This window comes from Arthrobacter sp. SDTb3-6, assembly GCF_013376095.1.
GTDB lineage: Bacteria > Actinomycetota > Actinomycetes > Actinomycetales > Micrococcaceae > Specibacter.
In genome coordinates, this window is record NZ_JAAMFN010000028.1 from 23,717 (window position 1) to 44,421 (window position 20,705).

General features: G+C 68.2%; 20 protein-coding genes. 7 read left to right on the plus strand and 13 right to left on the minus strand.

From position 1 onward, the window contains the following. Nucleotides 1-85 precede the first annotated feature (85 nt). The 5 genes from G6035_RS13725 to ychF all read right to left on the minus strand — a co-directional run bounded on the left by G6035_RS13725 (nucleotide 86) and on the right by ychF (nucleotide 3,581). Nucleotides 86-730 (minus strand): dihydrofolate reductase family protein, encoded by a 645-nt coding sequence (locus tag G6035_RS13725; protein WP_176617663.1) that lies wholly within the window; start codon nucleotides 728-730, stop codon nucleotides 86-88. A gap of 319 nt (nucleotides 731-1,049) precedes the next feature. Next, complete coding sequence (locus G6035_RS13730) at nucleotides 1,050-1,868, minus strand: alpha/beta fold hydrolase (RefSeq protein ID WP_256884282.1); 819 nt, start codon at nucleotides 1,866-1,868, stop codon at nucleotides 1,050-1,052. Nucleotides 1,869-1,870: 2 nt separating this feature from the next. Further along, complete coding sequence (locus tag G6035_RS13735; RefSeq protein WP_176617665.1) at nucleotides 1,871-2,170, minus strand: HigA family addiction module antitoxin; 300 nt, start codon at nucleotides 2,168-2,170, stop codon at nucleotides 1,871-1,873. Nucleotides 2,171-2,180: 10 nt separating this feature from the next. Further along, entirely contained in the window at nucleotides 2,181-2,462 is a 282-nt protein-coding gene (locus G6035_RS13740; protein WP_176617666.1) for a type II toxin-antitoxin system RelE/ParE family toxin, read from the minus strand. Nucleotides 2,463-2,495: 33 nt separating this feature from the next. After that, nucleotides 2,496-3,581 carry a redox-regulated ATPase YchF gene (gene ychF / locus G6035_RS13745; protein WP_176617667.1) on the minus strand — a complete coding sequence of 362 codons (1,086 nt, stop codon included), beginning with the start codon at nucleotides 3,579-3,581 and terminating at the stop codon, nucleotides 2,496-2,498. Between the two features lie 137 nt (nucleotides 3,582-3,718). Between ychF and G6035_RS13750 the strand changes: the two genes are divergently transcribed. Next, entirely contained in the window at nucleotides 3,719-4,900 is a 1,182-nt protein-coding gene (locus G6035_RS13750; protein WP_176617668.1) for a DNA recombination protein RmuC, read from the plus strand. Here the strand turns inward: G6035_RS13750 and G6035_RS13755 are convergent. Beyond that, entirely contained in the window at nucleotides 4,897-5,976 is a 1,080-nt protein-coding gene (locus G6035_RS13755; protein ID WP_176617669.1) for a 4-hydroxy-3-methylbut-2-enyl diphosphate reductase, read from the minus strand. The genes G6035_RS13750 and G6035_RS13755 overlap by 4 nt on opposite strands. Before the next feature lie 9 nt (nucleotides 5,977-5,985). Beyond that, on the minus strand, nucleotides 5,986-6,819 hold the full coding sequence (locus G6035_RS13760; RefSeq protein ID WP_176617670.1) for a hypothetical protein: 834 nt from the start codon (nucleotides 6,817-6,819) through the stop codon (nucleotides 5,986-5,988). Nucleotides 6,820-7,013: 194 nt separating this feature from the next. On the opposite strand from G6035_RS13760, the gene xseA reads away from it, so the two are divergent. After that, a complete protein-coding gene (xseA, locus tag G6035_RS13765) occupies nucleotides 7,014-8,255 on the plus strand; it encodes an exodeoxyribonuclease VII large subunit (protein ID WP_176617671.1) in 1,242 nt (413 codons plus the stop codon). A 68-nt stretch (nucleotides 8,256-8,323) separates the two neighbouring features. Beyond that, on the plus strand, nucleotides 8,324-8,563 hold the full coding sequence (locus G6035_RS13770; RefSeq protein ID WP_176617672.1) for an exodeoxyribonuclease VII small subunit: 240 nt from the start codon (nucleotides 8,324-8,326) through the stop codon (nucleotides 8,561-8,563). Between the two features lie 23 nt (nucleotides 8,564-8,586). On the opposite strand, the gene G6035_RS13775 is transcribed toward G6035_RS13770, so the two are convergent. From G6035_RS13775 to G6035_RS13785, 3 genes are all read right to left on the minus strand, one after another. Beyond that, nucleotides 8,587-9,804 (minus strand): pyridoxal phosphate-dependent aminotransferase, encoded by a 1,218-nt coding sequence (locus G6035_RS13775; RefSeq protein WP_176617673.1) that lies wholly within the window; start codon nucleotides 9,802-9,804, stop codon nucleotides 8,587-8,589. 67 nt (nucleotides 9,805-9,871) lie between these two features. Beyond that, a complete protein-coding gene (locus G6035_RS13780; protein WP_176617674.1) occupies nucleotides 9,872-10,822 on the minus strand; it encodes a glycine betaine ABC transporter substrate-binding protein in 951 nt (316 codons plus the stop codon). Between the two features lie 131 nt (nucleotides 10,823-10,953). Next, entirely contained in the window at nucleotides 10,954-12,834 is a 1,881-nt protein-coding gene (locus tag G6035_RS13785) for a glycoside hydrolase family 35 protein (protein ID WP_176617675.1), read from the minus strand. A 233-nt stretch (nucleotides 12,835-13,067) separates the two neighbouring features. On the opposite strand from G6035_RS13785, the gene G6035_RS13790 reads away from it, so the two are divergent. After that, entirely contained in the window at nucleotides 13,068-14,084 is a 1,017-nt protein-coding gene (locus G6035_RS13790; RefSeq protein ID WP_218063222.1) for a LacI family DNA-binding transcriptional regulator, read from the plus strand. Between the two features lie 6 nt (nucleotides 14,085-14,090). On the opposite strand, the gene G6035_RS13795 is transcribed toward G6035_RS13790, so the two are convergent. After that, nucleotides 14,091-15,017, minus strand: a complete 927-nt coding sequence (locus G6035_RS13795; protein WP_256884280.1) for a BadF/BadG/BcrA/BcrD ATPase family protein — start codon at nucleotides 15,015-15,017, stop codon at nucleotides 14,091-14,093. Between the two features lie 17 nt (nucleotides 15,018-15,034). Here G6035_RS13795 and G6035_RS13800 point away from each other — a divergent pair, with 17 nt between their 5' ends. Further along, a complete protein-coding gene (locus tag G6035_RS13800) occupies nucleotides 15,035-16,063 on the plus strand; it encodes a nitronate monooxygenase (RefSeq protein WP_176617676.1) in 1,029 nt (342 codons plus the stop codon). Between the two features lie 73 nt (nucleotides 16,064-16,136). On the opposite strand, the gene G6035_RS13805 is transcribed toward G6035_RS13800, so the two are convergent. After that, the gene (locus G6035_RS13805) at nucleotides 16,137-17,087 is read right to left on the minus strand and encodes a LysR family transcriptional regulator (RefSeq protein ID WP_176617677.1); all 951 of its coding nucleotides are present in this window, start codon (nucleotides 17,085-17,087) and stop codon (nucleotides 16,137-16,139) included. A 106-nt stretch (nucleotides 17,088-17,193) separates the two neighbouring features. Here G6035_RS13805 and G6035_RS13810 point away from each other — a divergent pair, with 106 nt between their 5' ends. Together G6035_RS13810 and G6035_RS13815 are read left to right on the plus strand one after the other, a co-directional pair. Further along, a complete protein-coding gene (locus G6035_RS13810; protein WP_176617678.1) occupies nucleotides 17,194-18,432 on the plus strand; it encodes an MFS transporter in 1,239 nt (412 codons plus the stop codon). 212 nt (nucleotides 18,433-18,644) lie between these two features. Beyond that, nucleotides 18,645-19,160, plus strand: a complete 516-nt coding sequence (locus tag G6035_RS13815; protein WP_256884279.1) for an Lrp/AsnC family transcriptional regulator — start codon at nucleotides 18,645-18,647, stop codon at nucleotides 19,158-19,160. A gap of 60 nt (nucleotides 19,161-19,220) precedes the next feature. Here the strand turns inward: G6035_RS13815 and G6035_RS13820 are convergent, their stop codons facing one another. Continuing rightward, the gene (locus G6035_RS13820; RefSeq protein ID WP_176617680.1) at nucleotides 19,221-20,465 is read right to left on the minus strand and encodes an MFS transporter; all 1,245 of its coding nucleotides are present in this window, start codon (nucleotides 20,463-20,465) and stop codon (nucleotides 19,221-19,223) included. Nucleotides 20,466-20,705 lie beyond the last annotated feature (240 nt).

Consider the following 20,705-nt stretch of genomic DNA (forward strand, 5'->3'; position numbering starts at 1 on the left):
TCCGGCTGCCGGGAAGGTTGGACCTTGAAGCGGAACCCCACGGCATTCTTGCACTTTGCAGCGACCTGATACCGGGGTGGAGCCTTCACACGCGGTTGTTCCTGTTCCACAGCTGATGCGTCAGTCCGCTGGACGTGCTGATGGATTCAACGCTGAAGCGGTCTTCCAAGCCTGCAAGGTGGTCCCAAATCCGGACCCCGGTGCCGAGCACGATCGGAACGATCGCCACATGCAGGAAGTCGATGAGATCAGCTTGGAGGAACTCACCCACGGTCGAGGGCCCGCCGCCAATCCGAACGTCCAACCCACCTGCGGCTTCCTGAGCCAGGCGAAGCGCCTTTTCCGGGGACGCATCGACGAAATGAAAGCTGGTGCCGTTGGCGAACTCGAGTGGTTTGCGGGGATAGTGGGTCAGGATGAACACCGGAGTGAGGAAAGGCGGTTCGCCTCCCCACCATCCTTCCCAGCCGTCGTCGGGCCATTGCCCCGACTGCGGACCGAACTTTCGGCGCCCCATGATCTCCGCCCCGATGCCCTGGCCCCACATGCTGAACATGGCCCGATCCACGGTCACGGGGTCGTCCGTGCCATGAATGCCATGGATGACGCGGCCGTCGAACTTGCTGAAAAGCGCCCCGGCTCCACCGATCGGCTTTTCGAGCGTCACGTAATCACCAGCGGCGTATCCATCTGAAGAAACGAACAGGTTGTGCACCCGCGTCTGAACCATGAGATCTCCCTATGTGGTTGCAATCCGGAACCGTTTGAACCCTAGCGCAGAGTGGTTTCCGGCTGCAATCGTTCTGGCGGTCGGATGGCCCAGGCCATGTCTGACCGATACCCGCGCAAAAATGGTCATCGACCAAGCGCCGGCTCTACACGAAGCAGCTGGAATGGCAGTTTCAGCCTTATGGTGGGGATACGGGAAAACGCTCCCCGGATAATGTTCCGAAGAGCGTTCCCAAGGTGTTTTAGACGTTGAAGCGGAACTCCACCACGTCGCCGCAGATGGCAACCTCTATACGTCACATCTGCATCTGTGCAATTAGTCACACAGTATGCGTCGACGAGCCCTTGTGTTGCCGCATCAGATCCTGCGCCCAGTCCCGCAACGTAGCCTCGACGACCGCAGGCCGTTCAAGATGGACATTGTGCCCGGCCCCGTCGATCACGACGTAGCTTGCTCGTGGATAGTGCATCAGCAAGGTGAACTGATCCTCGAAACCCACGACATGATCCTGCCGTCCGGTGATGATCACCGTCGGGCCATCAAATTGGTTGAACACATCCTCGGGCCGCTCCTCGAGAAAGTAGCGCCGCGAAAGACGATCCATTGCGGCCTGATCGGCGGCACGAATACCCGGAAGCGCATGATCGCGAAATGCCTTCCAAGACTCATCGTCCTGACGCACCGCGATACCCGCAAATTCTTCACGGTCCGCGGGTGTCAGTGCATCCAGCACACCCGCATCGCACTCGAGTACTTCGAACTTCGGTAGGCGGCGCAGCGCTGCGTCAGGCTCAACCGCTGGAGCAATCAGGGCGAGGCCCATTACTTGATCAGGGAGCGCGGCGACCACATGCCTCGCGAGAAGTCCGCCCATCGAATTCGCTAGGAGCGCGAACGGGCCCTCTTCGACAAGCTCGCGGATCATTTCGACGAGCCACTGTGCGAGTTCCGGAAGTCCGCCAACGTCGTCGAGCGGAGCCGTCTCACCGAAACCAGGAAGGTCGAGATAGATCCGTTCCCAGTCACCGTCACCCGCGAAACAGTCGTCGAGCGCTAACAGCAGCCGGTGATCGACGCCGTTGCCATGCACTGCGATGAGCGGAACTCCGCTTCCTCTCCTCACAAGGTTGACGCCCACTCTCATGCCGCTTTCAAAGGCGTGATCTGTGCGTAGGTCGCCGCCCCGGCGTCGCGGGCAAGCTCCAGCTCGTACTGGGACTGAAGATTCAGCCAGAACTGCGGGTCGATGCCGAAGTACTGTCCGAGCCGCAGAGCCGTATCGGCAGTGATGGCTCGCTTGCCATGCACAATCTCGTTGATACGCCGCGGAGGCACACCGATCGACACGGCGACCTTGTTCTGCGTGATGCCGAAGCCCCTGATGAAGTCCTCCATGAGAATCTCGCCAGGGTGAATCGGCGGATAGAGCTTCTGAGTCATCGTCTCCTCCTCAGTGATAGTCCACGATCTCGACGTTCTCGGGTCCGGCGTCGGTCCAACGGAAGCAGATCCGCCACTGGTCGTTGATTCGAATACTGTGCTGACCAGCCCGATTACCCTTGAGAGCTTCCAGGCGATTCCCCGGAGGCACCCGCAGAGCGTCGAGGGTCGTCGCCGCATCCAGCAGATGCAGCTTCCGATTCGCCACCCTATGTATTCGCGGGTCGATACGTTTCGCCCGTTCGCGCAACCAGACGAACTCAGTGTCGCGGTCACCGAACGATCTGATCATGACACCAGTGTATAACGGAGTGCGTCAATAACGCTAGACGTTAAAGCGGAACTCCACCACGTCGCCGTCGTGCATGACGTATTCCTTGCCTTCAATGCGCACCTTGCCCTTGGCCTTGGCCTCGTGCATGGACCCGGCTTCGATGAGGTCCTCGAAGTGGACCACCTCGGCCTTGATGAAGCCGCGCTGGAAGTCGGAGTGGATCACGCCGGCCGCTTGCGGGGCGGTGTCGCCCTGGCGGATGGTCCAGGCACGGGCCTCTTTCGGCCCGGCAGTCAGGTACGTTTGCAGGCCCAGGGTGTGGAAGCCGACCCGGGCCAGCTGGTCCAGCCCGGATTCCTCCTGGCCGCTCATCTCCAGCATTTCGCGGGCCTCGTCCTCGTCAAGTTCCACAAGGTCGGCCTCCAGCTTGGCATCCAGGAAGATCGCATCGGCAGGGGCCACCAGCTCGCGCAGCTCCGCCTGGCGCTCCGGGTTGCCCAGCACGGCGTCGTCCACGTTGAAGACGTAGATGAAGGGCTTGGCCGTCAGCAGGCCCAGTTCCTTCAGGTGTTCCGTCTCCAGCTTGTCAGTCTTTACAGCGGAGAAGATGGTGTCGCCACGCTCCAACACGGCCTGCGCGGCCTTGACGGCGTTGAGCTCGGCAGCCTCGCGCTGCTTGAGCTTGACGGCCTTTTCAATGCGCGGGACGGCCTTTTCAATGGTCTGCAGGTCCGCGAGGATCAGCTCGGTATTGATGGTCTCCATGTCGGAGCGGGGATCCACCTTCCCGTCCACATGCACCACATCCGGGTCGTCAAAGACGCGGATGACCTGGGCGATTGCCTCCGCCTCGCGGATGTTGGCCAGGAACTTGTTGCCCAGCCCTTCGCCCTCCGAGGCGCCCTTGACAATGCCGGCGATGTCCACAAAGGACACCGTCGCCGGCAGCAGCCGCTGGGATCCGAAGACCTCGGCCAGCCGGGCCAGTCGCGGATCGGGCAGGCTGACCATGCCAACGTTCGGCTCGATCGTGGCGAACGGATAGTTTGCCGCGAGCACGTTGTTGCGCGTCAGTGCGTTGAAAAGGGTTGATTTGCCGACGTTGGGCAGTCCGACGATGCCAATTGTAAGTGCCACCCGTCAATCGTACCGGCAGGGCCCGGATTTCGCCGCCTGGGGCAATGGCCGGACGGTACGGGCCCTTCGGGCTGGTTTTGCGGGGCGGGCCTGTGCCGCTGGCCGTGCATGTCAGACCCCCGTGGCAAGGTGGAGGCATGACTGGAATTGGATGGCTTGTGGCCGTATTGATGTTGTTGGCCGGCGTGCTGGCCGGCGCCGCCGTGGCTGCGTGGCTGATGCGCGGGCGCCTGCTCGCCGCGCAGGGCGAGGCTGCCGCTGCCCGGCGCGAGACCGGCGAGGTGAATGCGAACTTTGCCGCGGCCGACGCCGAACGCCGTCTCCTGTTCAACCAGAACCGTGCGCTGTCCGCCCAGCAGGGCTCGGATTCCTCCGTGCTGCAGGCCCTGGGCCCGGTGTCGGAAAAGTTGAATGCCGTCCAGCGGCAGGTGGCGCTCCTGGAGCGGGACCGGGTGGAGCAGTACGGCCAGCTCGCCGAACAGCTGCGTGAAGCCAAGGATGCCGACGCCCGGCTCCTGGCCACCACCACCTCCCTGGAGTCCGCGCTGCGCTCCAACAACGCCCGCGGCAAGTGGGGCGAGGTGCAGTTGCGCCGCGTCGTGGAGGCTGCCGGCATGCTGGCCCATGTGGACTTTGAGGAACAGGTCCACACGGCCACGGCCGACGGCGCGCACCGCCCCGACATGGTGGTCCACCTGCCCGGCGGCAAGGAACTGGTGCTGGATGCGAAGGTGCCGCTGTCCTCCTACCTGCACGCGCACGACGCCGGCCCGTCCGCAGGTGCCGGCGCGGACGCGCACCTGGCCCGCCACGCGAAGGCGGTAAAGGCCCACGTGGATGCGTTGGCCGCCAAGAAATACTGGACGTCCGCCCACAATTCCCCGGAACTGGTCATCTGCTTTGTGCCGGTGGAATCCATCCTGTCCTCCGCCCTGGTCGCGGATCCTTCGCTGCTGGACTACGCCATGGGCAAGAGCGTGGTGCTGGCCTCGCCGATTTCCCTGCTGGCCATCCTGAAGTCCATCGCGTTCAGCTGGCGCCAGGATGTGCTCACGGAAAGCGCCAAGGAACTTTTTGACCTCTCGGCGCAGCTGTATTCACGCCTGGGCGTCATGGGCGAGGCCGTCTCCGGGGTGGGGGCCTCGCTGAAAACCTCGGTGGAGCGCTACAACAAGCTGGTCGGCACGCTCGAGTCCCGGGTGCTTCCCACTGCCCGGAAGCTGAACGCCTTCGACCCCAACACGCTGTCCGCCCCCGCCCTGGTGGAAGCCGTGCCGAGATCCCTCACGGCACCGGAGCTGGAGGAACAAGCGGGCTAGCCGGCGTGTCCGTGGCCGCCCAGGCCGCGGGAGGTGTCGCCGGCTGCCTTGAGCGTGGCACGCAGTTCCTTGGGCAGGGAGAAAAGGATGTCCTCCTCAGCGGTGACCACTTCCTCCACCGCACCGTAGCCGTACCCGGCGAGGAGGTGCAGCACGTCCTGGACCAGGATTTCCGGGACGGAGGCGCCGCTGCTCACGCCGACGGTGGCCACGCCTTCAAACCAGGATTCGTCGATCTCGTTGGCAAAGTCCACGCGGTGGGAGGCCTTGGCACCGTATTCCAAGGCGACCTCCATCAGCCGCACCGAGTTGGAGGAATTGGCCGAACCCACCACAATGACCAGCTCGGCCTGCGGTGCAATTTTCTTGATGGCCACCTGGCGGTTGGTGGTGGCGTAGCAGATGTCGTCGCTGGGCGGATCCTGCAGTTTCGGGAAGCGTTCACGCAGGATCTTGACAATCTCCATCGTCTCGTCCACGGACAGCGTGGTCTGCGACAGCCAGATCAGGTGTTCCGGATCCTCGACCTGCACGGTGCGGGCTTCGGCCGGGTTGTTCACAATCGTGGTGCTTTCCGGCGCCTCTCCGTAGGTCCCCTCGACCTCCTCGTGGCCCACATGGCCGATGAGCAGGATGTGGTTTTTCGCCTTGGCAAAGCGCACTGCCTCGCGGTGGACCTTCGTGACAAGGGGGCACGTGGCGTCGATGGTGCGCAATTTCCGGTCTTCGGCGGACTGCACGACGGCGGGGCTCACCCCGTGTGCCGAGAACACGACCAGCGCGCCTTCGGGCACCTCGTCGGTTTCCTCGACGAAGATCGCGCCGCGTTCCTCAAGCGTCGAGACCACGTGGACGTTGTGCACGATCTGCTTGCGCACGTAGACCGGCGCACCATAGTGTTCCAGCGCCTTTTCCACGGCGATCACGGCACGGTCCACGCCGGCACAGTAGCCGCGCGGGGCGGCCAGCAGGACCCGTTTGGCGCCGGCCACGGGGGCTGCGGCAGCGACCTCTTCGGGAGACCGGCGGCGGCGCGGAACGGCGGGCATGGGGACGGAAACGGCAGTGGTGCTCATGCCCCCATCCTACGTTGCCCGCCCCCTGCCCAGCAGGCCTGTGAGGAGGCCGACAACCACCAGCGCGACCGCCACGATGAAGCCGAGCACGATGCCCCACTGCCAGCTTGCCTGGGCTTGCGCGGCAAGTTCGCTCCCAAACCGTGCCACCACCGCGCTTCCCGCGCCGATCCTGCTGACCTGCCCGGCCGCAGAGCCCGTGCCCACCAGCCAGGCCAGGGCCACCACGCCCATCCCCAGGCCGGCCAGGACCAGTGTCAGCGCCCTTCGCCGCGCCACAGCCACGGCCAGCAGGAGCAGGAGCACGGCGGCGAGCGCCAGCCACTGTCCCGCGGCCCCCACCTTGGTCACCACGGGAATGGCCTTGGCCACCGTCGGCTGGTCCAGGCTGACCAGCACCTGCTTCGGCGTGGACAGGCTGACGCCCGTGTCGGCGGAGATCTTTGCACCCACCAGCCCCACCAGCGGGGCGACGTCCAGGTGGACGTCGCCACTGCCCTGTTGCTGTGCCGACGGGTCGAAGGTGAGCGTGTGGCTGCGGCGCAGCGTTTCCGACCAGGCCTCGGGGTAACCGGGCTGTGTGTAGAGGGACTGGGAGGTCGACTTGATGATGCCGGCGGCCAGGCCCTGGAGTTCCGGTGGCAGGTTCAGCTTGGCGGTTGCCTGTCTGGCGACCATGGAGGAGAGGGCCTGCTGGAAGTCTGCGTTGGCGCCCAGCGGCCCGGCCAGGGCCACAAAGCCGGATTGGTCCACTATGTTGCGTTCGGTCCACACCGCGGGACCGCTGATGGCGGCCAGCACCAGCGCAGCGATGACCAGGATGGCGGAGACCAGTGAGCGCATGAATAATCCCTTGATTGAGGTGGTGGGATACCACTTTATTCGAAGAATATTGGCGTCCCCGCCACACGCCTGGCGGATTACCACCCCGGGCGCCTGTGGATAACGGCGGGGGGTTGTCGCTGGCCAAAGCTAGAGTGGAAGCAGAATTTGTTTCCCAAGGATTGTGTTGCCCACCAGGACGGAGCGCGTTGCCCATGCAGGAAACCCCGGAACGGAAAGTGCTTCCGCCCACGGCGGCACAGACATCCCCGGAGAACCCGTGGCCGCTGGCCATGCTGAGCCAAAAGCTGAAGTCCCATATTGACAGGGCGCCCGCGGCCTGGGTTGAGGGGCAGATCATTGAACTCAACAAGCGGGCCAATGTCAGCTATCTCACCATCCGCGACGTCGACGCAGAGGTCTCGCTCAGTGTCACGGTCTGGGGTTCGGTCCTCAGCCAGCTCGCCACTCCGTTGGAGCGCGGCGCCCGCGTGGTGACGCTCCTGAAACCGGATTTTTGGCTGAAAACCGGCCGCCTGTCCATGCAGGGCCGGGACATCCGGCCCGTGGGCCTGGGCGATCTGTTGGCCAGGATTGAGCAGCTGCGCCAGGCCCTGGCCGCCGAAGGCCTGTTTGACCCGCGTCGCAAGAAGCGGCTGCCGCTGCTCCCCCACCGGATCGGGCTGGTCACGGGGCGCAATTCGGATGCCATGAAGGACGTGCTGCGCAATGCCGCGCTGCGCTGGCCGGCGGTGGAATTCGAAGTGCGCGAGGTCGCCGTCCAGGGCGTCAATGCCGTCACGGCGGTGATCGGGGCGCTGCGGGAGCTTGACGCCGACCCGGCCGTGGATGTGATTGTCATTGCCCGCGGGGGCGGCTCCCTGGAAGACCTGCTGCCCTTCAGCCACGAATCGCTGGTCCGTGCCGTGGCCGACGCCGTGACGCCGGTGGTCAGTGCCATCGGCCACGAGGCGGACCGCCCGCTGCTGGACGACGTCGCGGACCTGCGCGCCTCCACCCCGACCGACGCCGCCAAGCGGATCGTCCCCGACGTCGGCGAGGAACTGCGGCGCGTGGACCAGTCACGCACCCAGCTCAACCGCCGCATCAACCAGCTGCTGGAGCGCGAAGGCGACCGGCTGGCCCAGCTCCGCTCCCGGCCGGCCATGGCCCGCCCCGAAAGCATGCTCACGGCCCGTGCCGATGACATCGCCCGGCTCGGCGGGCGGGCACTGACCGCGGTGCGCAGCCAGGTGGGGCGGCATGCCGACCAGCTCACCCACCTCCGTGCCCAGGTGCGCGCCCTGTCCCCGCAAAAGACGCTCGACCGCGGCTACGCCGTGGTGCAGCTTGCGGACCGCAGCATTGTGCGCGACCCCGCCCAGGCGCCCGGCGGCACACCCCTGAAAATCCGTGTGGCGGGCGGCGACTTCAGCGCCGCAGCCACCACCAACTGACACTGCCAACTGACACTGCCAACCGACACCGCCGGCGGACGCTGCCGGCTCGAAGCAAAGGACCAGCCATGAGCCCCGAAACACCCTCAACAACGAACCCGCAGAACGCCGACGTTGCCATCCTGAGCTACGAACAGGCCCGCGAACAACTGGTGGCCGTGGTCAACCAGCTCGAGGCGGGCAGCTCCAGCCTGGAGGACTCGCTCGCCCTCTGGGAGCGCGGGGAGGCGCTGGCCAGGAAGTGCGAGGAATGGCTCGAAGGCGCCAAGGCCCGCCTCGACGCCGCCCGCGCCTCAACGGAGGGCTGAGCTGGGACCCCGCGGCACCTTTTCTAGGGTTTGTAGGTGCCTAGGAACTCGGCAATCCGTCCCACGGCTTCTTCAAGGTCCTCCACGTTGGGCAGCGTGACCAGCCGGAAGTGGTCGGGGCGGACCCAGTTGAAGGCGGTCCCGTGGGAAATGAGGATCTTTTGCTGCTCCAGCAGGTCCAGGGCGAACTGTTCATCGCTCTTGATCGGGTAGGCTTCCGGATCAAGCTTGGGGAAGAGGTAGAGCGCCCCCTTGGCCTGGTTGACGGAAACGCCGGGGATCTCGTTGAGCAGCCGGTAGGCGGCGTCCCGCTGTTCGCGCAGCCGCCCGCCCGGCAGGATGAGATCCTCAATGCTCTGGTGCCCGCCGAGGGCGGTCTGGATGGCGTGTTGGCCCGGCACATTCGCGCACATGCGCATGTTGGCCAGCAGGTTGATGCCCTCAAGGTAGTTCGCGGCCCTGGACTTGGGCCCGGAAATGGCCAGCCAGCCGGAACGGTAGCCGCAGATCCGGTACGCCTTCGACAGCCCGCTGAACGTCATGCACAGCACGTCGTCGCCGGTAACCATGGCGGTGTTGGTGAACTCGGTGCCGTCGTAGAGGATCTTCTCGTAGATCTCATCCGAGAACACGATCAGCCCGTGCTTGCGGGCCAGGTCCACCATGGACTTCAGGACGTGGGGCGGGTAGACCGCGCCCGTGGGGTTGTTGGGGTTGATGATGACCAGGCCCTTGGTCCGGGGCGTGATCTTCGCCTCCAGGTCCGCCAGGTCCGGCCACCAGCCGTTGTCCTCGTCGCACAGGTAGTGCACCGGCCTCCCGCCGGCCAGGCTGACCGACGCGGTCCACAGCGGGTAGTCCGGGGTGGGCACCAGGACCTCGTCGCCGTTGTCCAGCAGTGCCATGAGGGAGAGCGTAATGAGCTCGCTGACGCCGTTGCCGAGGTAGACGTCATCGACGCTGATGTTGTGGATGCCCCGCGTCTGGTAGTACTGGACCACGGCGGTCCGTGCCGAGAATATTCCGCGCGAATCGCTGTACCCCTGGGCGTGCGGCAGGTGGCGGATCATGTCCACGAGGATGGCGTCGGGCGCCTCAAATCCAAAGGGGGCCGGGTTGCCGATGTTCAGCTTCAGGATGCGGTGGCCCTCGGACTCCAGCTTTTGGGCCCGTTCCAGCACGGGGCCGCGGATGTCATAGAGGACGTTGTGAAGCTTGGTGGACTGCTTGAAATCTGCCATTAACCAAATATTGCACACCGTCCCTGCCGGTGCCTGTGTGACGTGCCCGCCGGGGCAGTGCCAATGGTCAGGAAGTGGCCTTGACGAGCCCGTTTTGCACCAGCCAGGACCTGGCAACCTGTGCCGGGGAGCCGAAGTGCATGCCGGCGCCGATGCGGTTCAGGTTGACCAGTTCGTCGTTGCCGAGCGCAGCGGAGACCTTGTTCAGGACCGCCTGCACGTCGGCGGGCACCTTGGCCTCGTTGACCACCGGCACCACGTTTTCGGGCCGGAAGATGCCCTTGGTGTCGGTCAGGGCCACCAGTGCGTTGTCGTCGATGGCGGGCGAGGTGCTGTGGATGTCCGCGACCTGGATGTCATCGCGCAGCAGCGCCAGCAGGAGTTCGTCGTGGGTGGAAGGCAGTTCCCGGTAGGTCTTGGGGACGCAGTTGTAGTCGGCACCGACGGCGGCCAGGCCGCGGTCCTTGGTGTGGAAGGCGGCCGAGCCGCCAAAGCTGAGCTTGGCGCACACCTTTGCCAGGTCGGAGATGGTCTTCAGGTGGTATTTTTCCGCCGTCACCGCCGTGACCACGAGGGAATCGTTGTCATTGGCCGCGGCCGGGTCCAACAGGGCGGTCCCGGCCGGAAGTGCGGCCTTCAGGGCGGCGGGCACTGCTGCCGGCGCGGTGGCACCCGCCGACGGGTCCCGTCCGAGCAGCATGTCGCTGGAGTAGCCCGGCACGACGTCGACCTTTCCCGCCGCCACCTGGTCCAGCAGCGTGGGGTCCTTGGGGTCCTCCGGCTTGACGACGGCGGCCAGACCGGCGGCGTTCATTGCCTCGGCGTACACATTGGCCAGCAGCACGCCCTCCAGCGGGTTCGAACCATCCGGCACGGCCGGGGTCCCCACCACGAGCGCCGGCCGCTTCGACTGCGTGGCGCTGGGGATGACGACAATGGGGCTGGTGGTGCAGGCCGTGGTGCCCGCAACCAGCATGACCGCCACGGCCGCGGACGCGGCCAAACGTAACAGGTGCATGTTCTCCCTTGGTCTGCCGGGTCCGGCGGCCCTGCTGGCCGGGCCGGGCCTGCGGCGCGTCCTTCAGGGAACAGCTTACCGGCGGCCCGCACCCGCCCCGTCCCCGCCTCCGCGGGAACGGCCGCGCGTGCTCAGCCCAGGTCCTCGACGTGGGTTGCGCCCCGGGCGCCGAGTTCCGGCGCCTCCCGAAACTGCGCTTGTGTGCCGGCGTGCTCCAGTTCCAGCACCGTGATGCGGTTGGTCCCGGGCCGCAGCAGGGGCGCCGGGACGTAGAGCGTATGCTGCGGGCCCACCTCCCAGTAGCGGCCCAGGAGGAAGCCGTTGACCCAGGCGAACCCCTTGACAAAGCCCGGCAGGGCCAGGTGGGTGTCCGCCGGTCCGTCGACGTGGAGGCTGCCGTGGAAGAGTCCCCGGCCGCCCGCCTCACCGCCCGGGTCCTGGCTGCCCGAATCCCGGCCGCCCGCGCGGCCCAGCAGCTCCGCCAACGGCGCGCCGGGGTCCAGGGCCCGCTGCTCCCAGTGGAAGACGTAGCGCTGGTTGACCAGCACGCCGCCCAGGATGCCCTTGCCCTGTCCGAACAGCGGCCCGTAGTTGATGCGGCCCTGGTTTTCCACCAGGATCTCCAGCACGGCCGGACCGCCCGCGTGGGCCACCGTCAGGCCGGCTTCCGCCGTGCTGTCCGTCAGGACGCCGGCGGGCACACCGTCAATCCACAGGTAGGCGCGGTCATGCAGGCCGCGGATCCTGATGGTGCCGCCGCCGATGGGCAGGACGGCCGTGGCGGTGTGGTGCACCAGTCCGCGGTCCAGGCCCAGCTGTTCGAAGGACAGCGGCTTGATGCTGGCGGCGGCTTCCCCTGCGCGGACCAGTTCCAGGAGCCCGGTGCCGGCCGTGAGGTCGATGCCCGACGCCGGCAGGACCGCGGCCGGGCGGGCCAGGGCCTCGGGCAGCGGGGCCGGCTCGCGGCCGGCCGCGGCATGGAACACTTTTCGCATGGCATGGAACTTGTCGGTGAGGCGCCCGTCCTCGCCGATGGGCGCGTCCGAGTCGTAGCTGGTGACGGTGGGCTGGATGGCGCCGTCGTGGTTGCACCCGGACGTCAGGCCGAAGTTGGTGCCGCCATGGGCCATGTACAGGCAGACGGAACCGCCAAGGTCCAGGATCTTCGCCACGTCGGCGGCGGCATCGGCCGCACCGCGGGTGTGGTGCTCCTCGCCCCAATGGTCAAACCAGCCGTTCCAAAACTCGACGTTGAAGAACGGTTCGCCGGGCCGGCGGCGCCGCCAGACGGCGTCGGCCGCATCGCCGCCGGAGCCCAGGGTCGCCGCCGCCCAGGTGTCCGGCAGGGCGCCGCCGTCCAGGAAGTAGTCCGTGCCGCCGTCGGCCGTGAACAGCATTTCGGTGATGCCGCGGGACTGCAGCGCTGCCCGGTTCCAGCGCAGGTAGCCGGCGTCGTCGCCATAGCTGCCGTATTCATTTTCAATCTGGACGGCGACCACGGGGCCGCCGTGCGAAGCCTGCAGGGGCACGAGGACGGGCAGGAGCCCGTCAAACCACTCCCCCACGACGCGGGTAAAGCGCGGATCCGAGGAGCGCAGCACCATCTCCGGGTCGGCAATGGCCCAGGCCGGGAAGCCGCCGTTGTCCCATTCGGCGCAAATGTAGGGTCCGGGGCGGACAATGACGTCCAGGCCCGCGTCGCCGGCAAGCGTGATGAAGCGGGCAAGGTCCCGCCAGCCGGTGAAATCCGGGGCCACCCCCCTGGTGGGCTGGTGGAAGTTCCAGGCCACGTAGGTGTCCAGCGTGTTCACCCCCATGGCCGCGAGCCGGGCGATCCTGTCCTCCCACAGCTCGGGGTGGATGCGGAAATAGTGCATGGCACCGGCCAGGATCCGGTGCGGCCGGCCGTACCGGCTGAGCTTCCGCCCGGAATAGGAGAGCGCCGGGCCGGGGCCTGACCGGCGCGTTGCGGGAAGGCGTGCGGCCTCCTCGGCGGGCGTTGGGGCATTCATGGACAAGGCTTCTCCCGGCATTCGTTCGGCAGGCACAGACTGTTATGGATAACAAGCATAGGCGTCTGCTCCCCGGCTGGTGAAATGCGGGGTCCGTTTGTGGGCCCCGGGGCGGCCATGTTACGCGAAACACCTACAATGGTGGCAGGCGCGACGGGCCACCCGGCACCGGACTGAAGCACCACTCTCCGGGCAGCCGGCGGAGACCGCGCAACCGAGCGAGGAGGCACACCATGAAACAACAATTCAAGCGGGGCCCCGCCATGCGCGACGTCGCGGCAGCCGCCGGCGTCTCGGCCCAGACAGTATCACGCGTCCTCAGCAACCATCCCCACGTCCAGGAGTCAACGCGCCGCCGGGTGCTGGCGGCCGTCGAGGAGCTTGGCTACCGCCAAAACAACATGGCCCGCGCCCTGGTCACCGGGCGCTCCAAGACGTTGGGCCTGCTGACGCTGGCCACCAACCACTACTCACGTTCCTCGCTGGCGCTCGGCGTTGAGCTGGGTGCCCGCGAGGCCGGCTACACCGTCAATTCGGTCACCTCCGACCTCAGCGTGCAGGCGCTGACCGACGCCGTCAACCGGTTGGTCCAGCAGGGCGTGGACGGACTCGTCATTGCCACCCCGCTGCGGGAAGCCGCTGCAAAGGTCCGCGAGCTGACGGCCCACATCCCCACTGTCACCACGGACGGTCCGGCCGGCAGCGGCGCAGGGCTGGTGGGCGTGGACCAGGAACTTGCCGCCGTCCTGGCCACGCAGCACCTCCTCGACCTGGGCCACAAGACCGTGTGGCATGTGGCCGGCCCCGCCGACTGGTCCGACGCCGCGAGCCGCCTGGAAAGCTGGCGGCGGACCCTGCAGGAGGCCGGCCGCGAAGTGCCGCCGGAGCTGCACGGCGACTGGAGCCCGGAGTCCGGCTACCGCAACGGGCTGATCCTGGGCCGCATGCCGGAGGTGACCGCCATCCTGGTGGCCAGCGATGAAATGGCGTTTGGCGTCATCCGGGCCCTGGGCGAACTGGGCCGGCGCATTCCCGGCGACGTTTCCGTGGTGGGCATTGACGACATCGACCTGGCCGCCTACGCCAACCCGCCGCTGACCACCATCCGCCAGTCGTTCGAGGACACCGGACGCCGCGCCGTGCTGCACCTCCTGGCACAGATCGCCGACCCGGACCGGGAGGGCTGTCCAGAGCTGGTGGCCCCGACCCTGGTGGTGCGCGGCAGCACCGCCCCGCCGCCGAAAGGCTAGCCGTACCTAGCCGGCGTCCGCCGCGGCGCCGTCGGCAACAAGACGGGGCACCCCAAAGATCGGGTCCTGGTCCAGGATCCGCACGTCGCCCAGCCCCCTGGCCGCCAGGTGCCGCCGGAAGGCCGCCTGCAGGGCCGGCACGTTGCTGCCCAGTCCGCTGCCCAGCACGATGGGGCCCGCCACGCCCAGCTGCACCGCCACCTGGTGCGCCATGGCGGCCAGGTCGGCGCCGGCCCGGTCCACCATCGCGAGCGCGCCGGCGTGGCCGTTGGCGGCGGCCGCGATGACCACCGGCGACGCGGCCGCCCAGTAGCGGCGCGTGGTGCCCTGGTGAAAGTGCGCAATCAGTTCGCCGGGCTGCTCCAGCCGGCAATACCGAAGCAGGCCGAGCGTCAGCTCGTCCGGCACGGCCCCCAGGTCCATCCGGTGCAGGCTGTGCCGCACGGCCTCGCGCCCCAGCCAGTAGCCGCTGCCCTCGTCGCCGAGGAGGTAGCCCCATCCCCCGGCGCGCGCCTCGGCGCCGTCGGCATTGGTGCCCCAGGCAGCCGAGCCCGTGCCCGCAATCACGGCCACGCCGGTGGACGCGCCGCCCGCAGCGAGCAGCAGGCGGGTGTCGTGCACCACGGTGACCTTGGCCCCGGGCACAAAAGGCGAGATGAGCGCCCGAAGGGCAGCGGCATCGTCGTCCGTGTCCACGCCGCCGGCGCCGGCAAACACCACGTCCGGGCGGGGGCTGTCCAGCGCGCCGCAGAGCGCGGCCAGGTGTTCGCGCGCCGTCTCGACACTCACGTTCTGCACGTTGGCGCTGCCGGCGCTCGCATCGGCGGCGACTTCGCCGTCCACCCACAGGATGCCGCGGGTCTTGGACCCGCCGATGTCCAGGCCGAGCACGGTCTTCGGCAGGGCGCGGGATTTCAGGGTGTCGGGAGTCACTCATCTAGACTAGTGGCATGTTCGCCTCCCCCATCATCATTGCCCCCATGGCCGGGGGAACCACGACGCCGGAACTCGCCCTGGCGGCCCGCGGCGCCGGCGCGTTTGTGTATGCGGCAGGCGGGTACCTCACCGCCACGGCCCTTGCCGGGCACCTGGCCCCGCTGCGTGCGGCCGGCGGAGACTTTGGTGTGAACCTCTTCGTGCCGCGCAGTGGGGCGCTCCCGTCCGGCGACGCCGCCGCACTGGCCCGTTACCGCACGGAGCTGGCCGGCGAGGCCGAACGCCTGGGCACGGAACTGCCCGCGGCGCTGCCGGACGCGGCAGACCCCAAGGCACGGGATTTTTGGGACGAAAAGCTGGACCTGCTGCTGAACGATCCCGTGCCGCTGGTCTCCTTCACCTTCGGCCTGGCACCGGAATCCGTGGTGTCGGCGCTGCACGGCAAGGGCACCCGGGTGGTGGCATCCGTGACCGGCGTTGAGGAGGCCCTGGCCGCGGCTGCCACCGGCGTGGACGCCCTGGTGGTGCAGCACGCCAACGCCGGCGGGCACTCCGCAGCCTTCCTTCCGGACGCGCCCCAGGGTGCGCCGGGTGTCGTGGAACTGGTCGCCCAGGTGCGGTCCGCCGTCGGGCTTCCCCTCGTCGGCGCCGGCGGAATTGGCGACGCGGCGACGGCCAGGGCCGTCCTGGCGGCCGGCGCCGAGGCGGTCCAGCTGGGCACGGCCGTGCTGCGCAGCGATGAAAGCGGCGCCCGGGCGCTGCACAAGGAGGCGCTGGCCGATCCTGCGTTCACGGCCACCGCCGTCACCCGGGCCTTCACGGGGCGTGCGGCGCGGGCGCTGGTCAACGATTTTGTCCGGGCCCATTCGGCCGGGGCGCCCCATGCCTATCCGGAAGTGCATTTCCTGACGGGTCCGCTGCGTGCCGCCGCTGGAGCGTCCGGCGACCGCGCAGCCTTGAACCTGTGGGCCGGGACCGCGTGGCAAAAGGCGGCCGCCGGGCCGGTCGCGGACATCGTCAGGGGCTTCCTGGACGGGCTGTAGGCAGCCGCCGGGCGTGTTTCGTTAAGGGGCGCGCTTCAGCGGGGCATGTTTCGGCGGAGGGCGCCGCCTGCGGCTACTGGCGGTCCGCGCCGCCGAGGAGTTCTCGGCCCCCGGCGAGCACCATGTCCCGGAACCGGGCCGCCTGGGCGGGGCCGTCAGGCCGGTTCCGCCACACCAGGCCGATGTCGCGGCGCGCGGCAGGCCAGGTGATGTCCACTTCCCGCCAGCCGAGGACGCTGCCGTGCGGCGCCGGCAGGCTGACCCGCGCCGGCGGGGCCACGGCCACGCCCAGGCCCGCCGAGACGAGGCCGCGGATGGTGTGCAGGTCCTGGCCCAGGAAGGCGACCCGTGGACGGAATCCGGCGCTGTGGCACAGGGCCTCGACGATGGAACGCATGCCGTAGCCGGGTTCCAGCATGACAAAGCCTTCGTCCCGGACGGCGTCGAGCCTGGTCCCGGCCGATCCGGCCAGCCGGTGGCCCTCGGGGACCACCAGCTTCAGCGGTTCCGAATACAGCACCTCTGCGCCGATCACGCTGTTTGGCACCGGCGGCGGGGCCACCAGCGCCAGGTCGGCCGTGCCACTTTCCAAAAGATCCAGGCAGAACTGCCGGCTCCCCTGCTGCAGGTCGAAGGTGACACCGGGGTTGTCCGAGGCAAAGGCCCGGATGAGCAGCGGCAGTGCGGCCTCCCCGAAGGTGTGCTGGAAGGCCACCCGGATCCGGCCGAACGACTTTCCGGATTCCTGGCGGGCCAGGGCCAGGCCCGTGCGCACGGCATCCAGCGCTTCGGCCGCCTTCGGGATGAGGGCCAGCGCAGCGGGCGTCAGCTCCACGCCGCGCCCCCTGCGCAGCAGCAGCGGGGTGCCGACGACGGCGGCCGCCCGGGAGAGTGCCCGGCTCACCGTGGACTGTGGGAGCCCCAGTGCGTGGGCGGTGGCCGTGACGTGCCGGCTGGCACCCAGTTCCACCAGGATGGGCAGCACGGGCAGCAGCCCGGAAAGTTCCGCGTGGTCGTCGTCCATGCTTCATGGAACCACGCGGCACGCCGGATGTCATGCATATTTGGATGTATTTTGAAATAATCATGCATTGGACGCATTAGTTCGGCGGTCTTACCGTTGAAGGGTGATGAGCGCGAACCAGGCAGGGACAGCGGCACCGGCAGCCCCGTGGGCCGGACACCAACTCGGCAGTGCCGGCTACCGGCGCGTGCTGGCCGCACTGGCGTGCGCCGGCGTTGCCACCTTTGCCCAGCTGTATGCCGTCCAGGGCCTGCTTCCCCTCCTGTCCCGCGACCTCCACGTCACGGCCGCCCAGGCGGCCCTGACCATTTCCGCGGCCACGATGGGTCTGGCCGTGGCGGTGCTTCCGTGGTCCTTTGTGGCCGACCGCGTCGGCCGGGTGCGCACCATGGGACTGGCCGTCATCCTGGCCACCATCTTCGGGCTGTTGGTGCCGGCCGCCCCCAACTTTGAGGTGCTGCTGGCGCTGCGCGCCCTGGAGGGGGCGGCCCTGGGCGGCATCCCGGCCCTCGCGATTGCCTACCTGACCGAGGAGATCAGTCCCCGTAATGCTGCGGCAGCCGCGGGCGCGTACGTGGCCGGCACCACCCTGGGCGGGCTGTTTGGGCGGTTGCTGGCCGGTCCGGTGGCGGACCTTGCCGGCTGGCGCATGGGCACGCTTGCCGTGTCCGTCTGCGCCGCCGTCGCAGCGGCGGGCTTCCTGCTGCTGGCGCCCGGGCCCCGGGGCTTTGTCCCGGTCCGGGGAGGGGGCGGCTTCGGCATGGTCCTGGCCCGGCTGGTCCCGCAGCTGCGCAACAAGTCGCTGCTGGCCCTGTACGCACAGGCATTCCTTTTGATGGGCGCCTTTGTCAGCGTCTACAACTACCTGGGCTTCCGGCTGGAGGCGCCTCCCTACCTGCTTCCGGCTTCGGCAGTGGCGCTGCTGTTCCTGGCCTACCTGGCCGGGACGGTGTCCTCACGCACGGTGGCCGGCCTGGCCGTCCGGTTCGGCCGGCGCACCCTGCTGCTGGCGTCCACGGCGCTCATGGCCGTCGGGCTCGCCGTGACGCTGGCACCCGCCCTGCCGGTCATCCTGGTGGGCCTGGTGCTGTTCACCGCCGGGTTCTTTGGCGCCCACAGCATCGCCTCGGGCTGGACGGGCGCCATGGCCACCTCCGGCCGGGCGCAGGCATCCTCGCTATACAACCTGAGCTACTACGCGGGATCGAGTGTGGTGGGCTGGGCCGCCGGGCTGGTGTTCCAGGCCGTGGGCTGGACCGCACTGGCGGCGGCCCTGGCGGGCCTGGCCCTGTTGGCGGCAGCAGCCGCCGCCACACTCCTCCCCCCGGGCCGCCCCCGCAGCTGACGCCCACCCCCACCCAACCCCCGGTTGCAATCGGGGCGTTACGGGCGAACCCTCCCTCACCCAGTGCGGAAGGGCTTGGAAAAAGTGCCCCGGTTGCAACCGAGCGTTGATGGGCGGGCATGGCTTATGTGGACGGATATTTGGTAGAATGGCGAACTATTGGCAATTTGAATCGCCAAGTTCGCCTATTTTGCACCATTTTGGAGGGTTCCGTGGCGTCACCAGCGAAGAACGTTCGGCGTGAACCGGCCGGGCATTCCCGGCCGGCGGAGGCCCTGGACAGCGTGGACCGCCAGATCATCGACGCCCTCGTGGCCGACGCCCGCATCACCAACCGGGACTTGGCCGACGCCGTCGGCATTGCCCCGTCCACGGCGCTCATGCGCACGCGCTCGCTCATGGAACGCGGCGCCATCGAAGGGTTTGAGGCAAAGCTGAACCTGGCCGTGATCGGCCGGGCCGTGCAGGCACTGATCGCCGTCAGGCTCCGCGCCCACGACCGCGACCAGATCGACACCTTCACCTCCCGCGTGCCGAAGCTGCCCGAGGTCCTCTCCACCTTCCACACCTCGGGCTCGGTGGACTACCTGCTGCACATCGCCGTCCGCGACACCGACGCGCTGCGCGACTGGGTCCTGGACAACCTCACCACCGACCCCGTGGTGGGCCACACCGAAACCACCCTCGTGTTCAAGCACATGCCCGGCCATACCGGCCCGCTGACCTAGCCGGCTGGCGGCCCGGCTTCCCGGACGAACGCCGTCGCACCCCGGGCCCCGTGCCGGCCGTCACCGCACGACGGCGGCCCGGTTCTGCAGGTGCGCGGCCGCGGCCAGGGCGGCACAGGCCAGGGCGATCGGCACGGCGAAGCCGGACACGGCGGCCTGCAGGCCCCACAGCTTGGCGGCCACGCCCAGCCCCAGCACGGGAACCGCACTGCCCAGGTAGGTCACGATGTAGACGGCGGAAATGACCTGCGCATGCCGCGACGGCTCCACGGCGGCCGCAACGTCGTTGAAAACCACCCGGAAGGCCACGCCCTGGCCAAGCCCGGCACTGATGCTGGCCAGCACCAGCAGCACGGGCGAGTGCAGCGTCCCGGCCGCGGCAATCAGCACCACCGAGGCCCCGAGCAGCAGCAGGCCGGCAGGCACCAGGTGGCGGCCCCGCAAGGCCACCAGCTGGCTCAGCGCCGAACAGCCCAGCGTGACGGCCGCGAGCAGCCCGACCAGGGGGCGGGAATCGGCCTGCACGATGTGCGCAAAGTAGCCGGGCGCCAGCGAGAGGCAGAACCCAAAGACGGCAAAGCTGACAAAGCCGGTGGACGCCGCCAGCCAAAACGTGCCCCGCGCCGAGCGGGCCAGGGCGGGCAGGCGCGGCCGCAGGCAGCTGCGCCCCTGGCCGGCCGGCGCCGGACTGGCTGCCGGCCGGGCGTCCAGGAGCAGCAGCGGCACCAACAACGCCAGCAGCACCACCGAATGCACCAGGAACGGCGCCTGGGTGTGGTCCGGCAGCAGCGAGAGCAGCCCGCCCGCCACGGGTCCGGCGGCCACGCCGCCCGAAGAGGCCAACAGCGTAAACCGCGAGGCCCATTCCGGCCGGCCGGGCATCAAGTCGCGCAGCGCCGCGGCGCTCGCCCCGGTGCCGATGGCCACCGCAAGGCCCTGCAGGGCGCGTCCGGCCACCAGCACCCCCAGCGATCCGGCCGTGGCAAACACCAGCCCGCCCGCCAGGCCGACCACGACGGCCAGCACGAGGGCGGCCCGCCGGCCAATGTGCTCCGACCAGTGGCCACACGCCACCAGCCCGCCGATCAGGGCCACCACATAGGCCGTGAACGCCACCGTGGTGCCCACCGAATCAAAGCCGATCCGTGCCTGCAGCAGCGGGTACAGCGGCGTGGCCAGGTTGGCCCCCACCAGGAGTGTGAAGATGACCGTGCCGGCCAGGAACAGCCGCGTGCCGACGCCGGCGTTCCACGACCACCGTGCTGCGGGGCCGGGGCGCATGGCAAGTTCCTGCAGGACGGTCACGGGCGGTTCCCTTCACGGTTTGTCTGGCACGGTTTGTCTGGCACGGTTTGTCTGGCACGGTTTGTCTGGCACGGTTTGTCTGGCACGGTTTGTCTGGCACGGTTTGTGTGGCACGGCCGCAGCGGCCGGGACCGCGAAAACCGGCAACAGAGTGTTGCCGGATGCTGCAAATCCATCTATAGAATGGCGTATGGGAAGTTTTATGATCCAGACTTTCCAACTCTTTGAATCAAAATGATC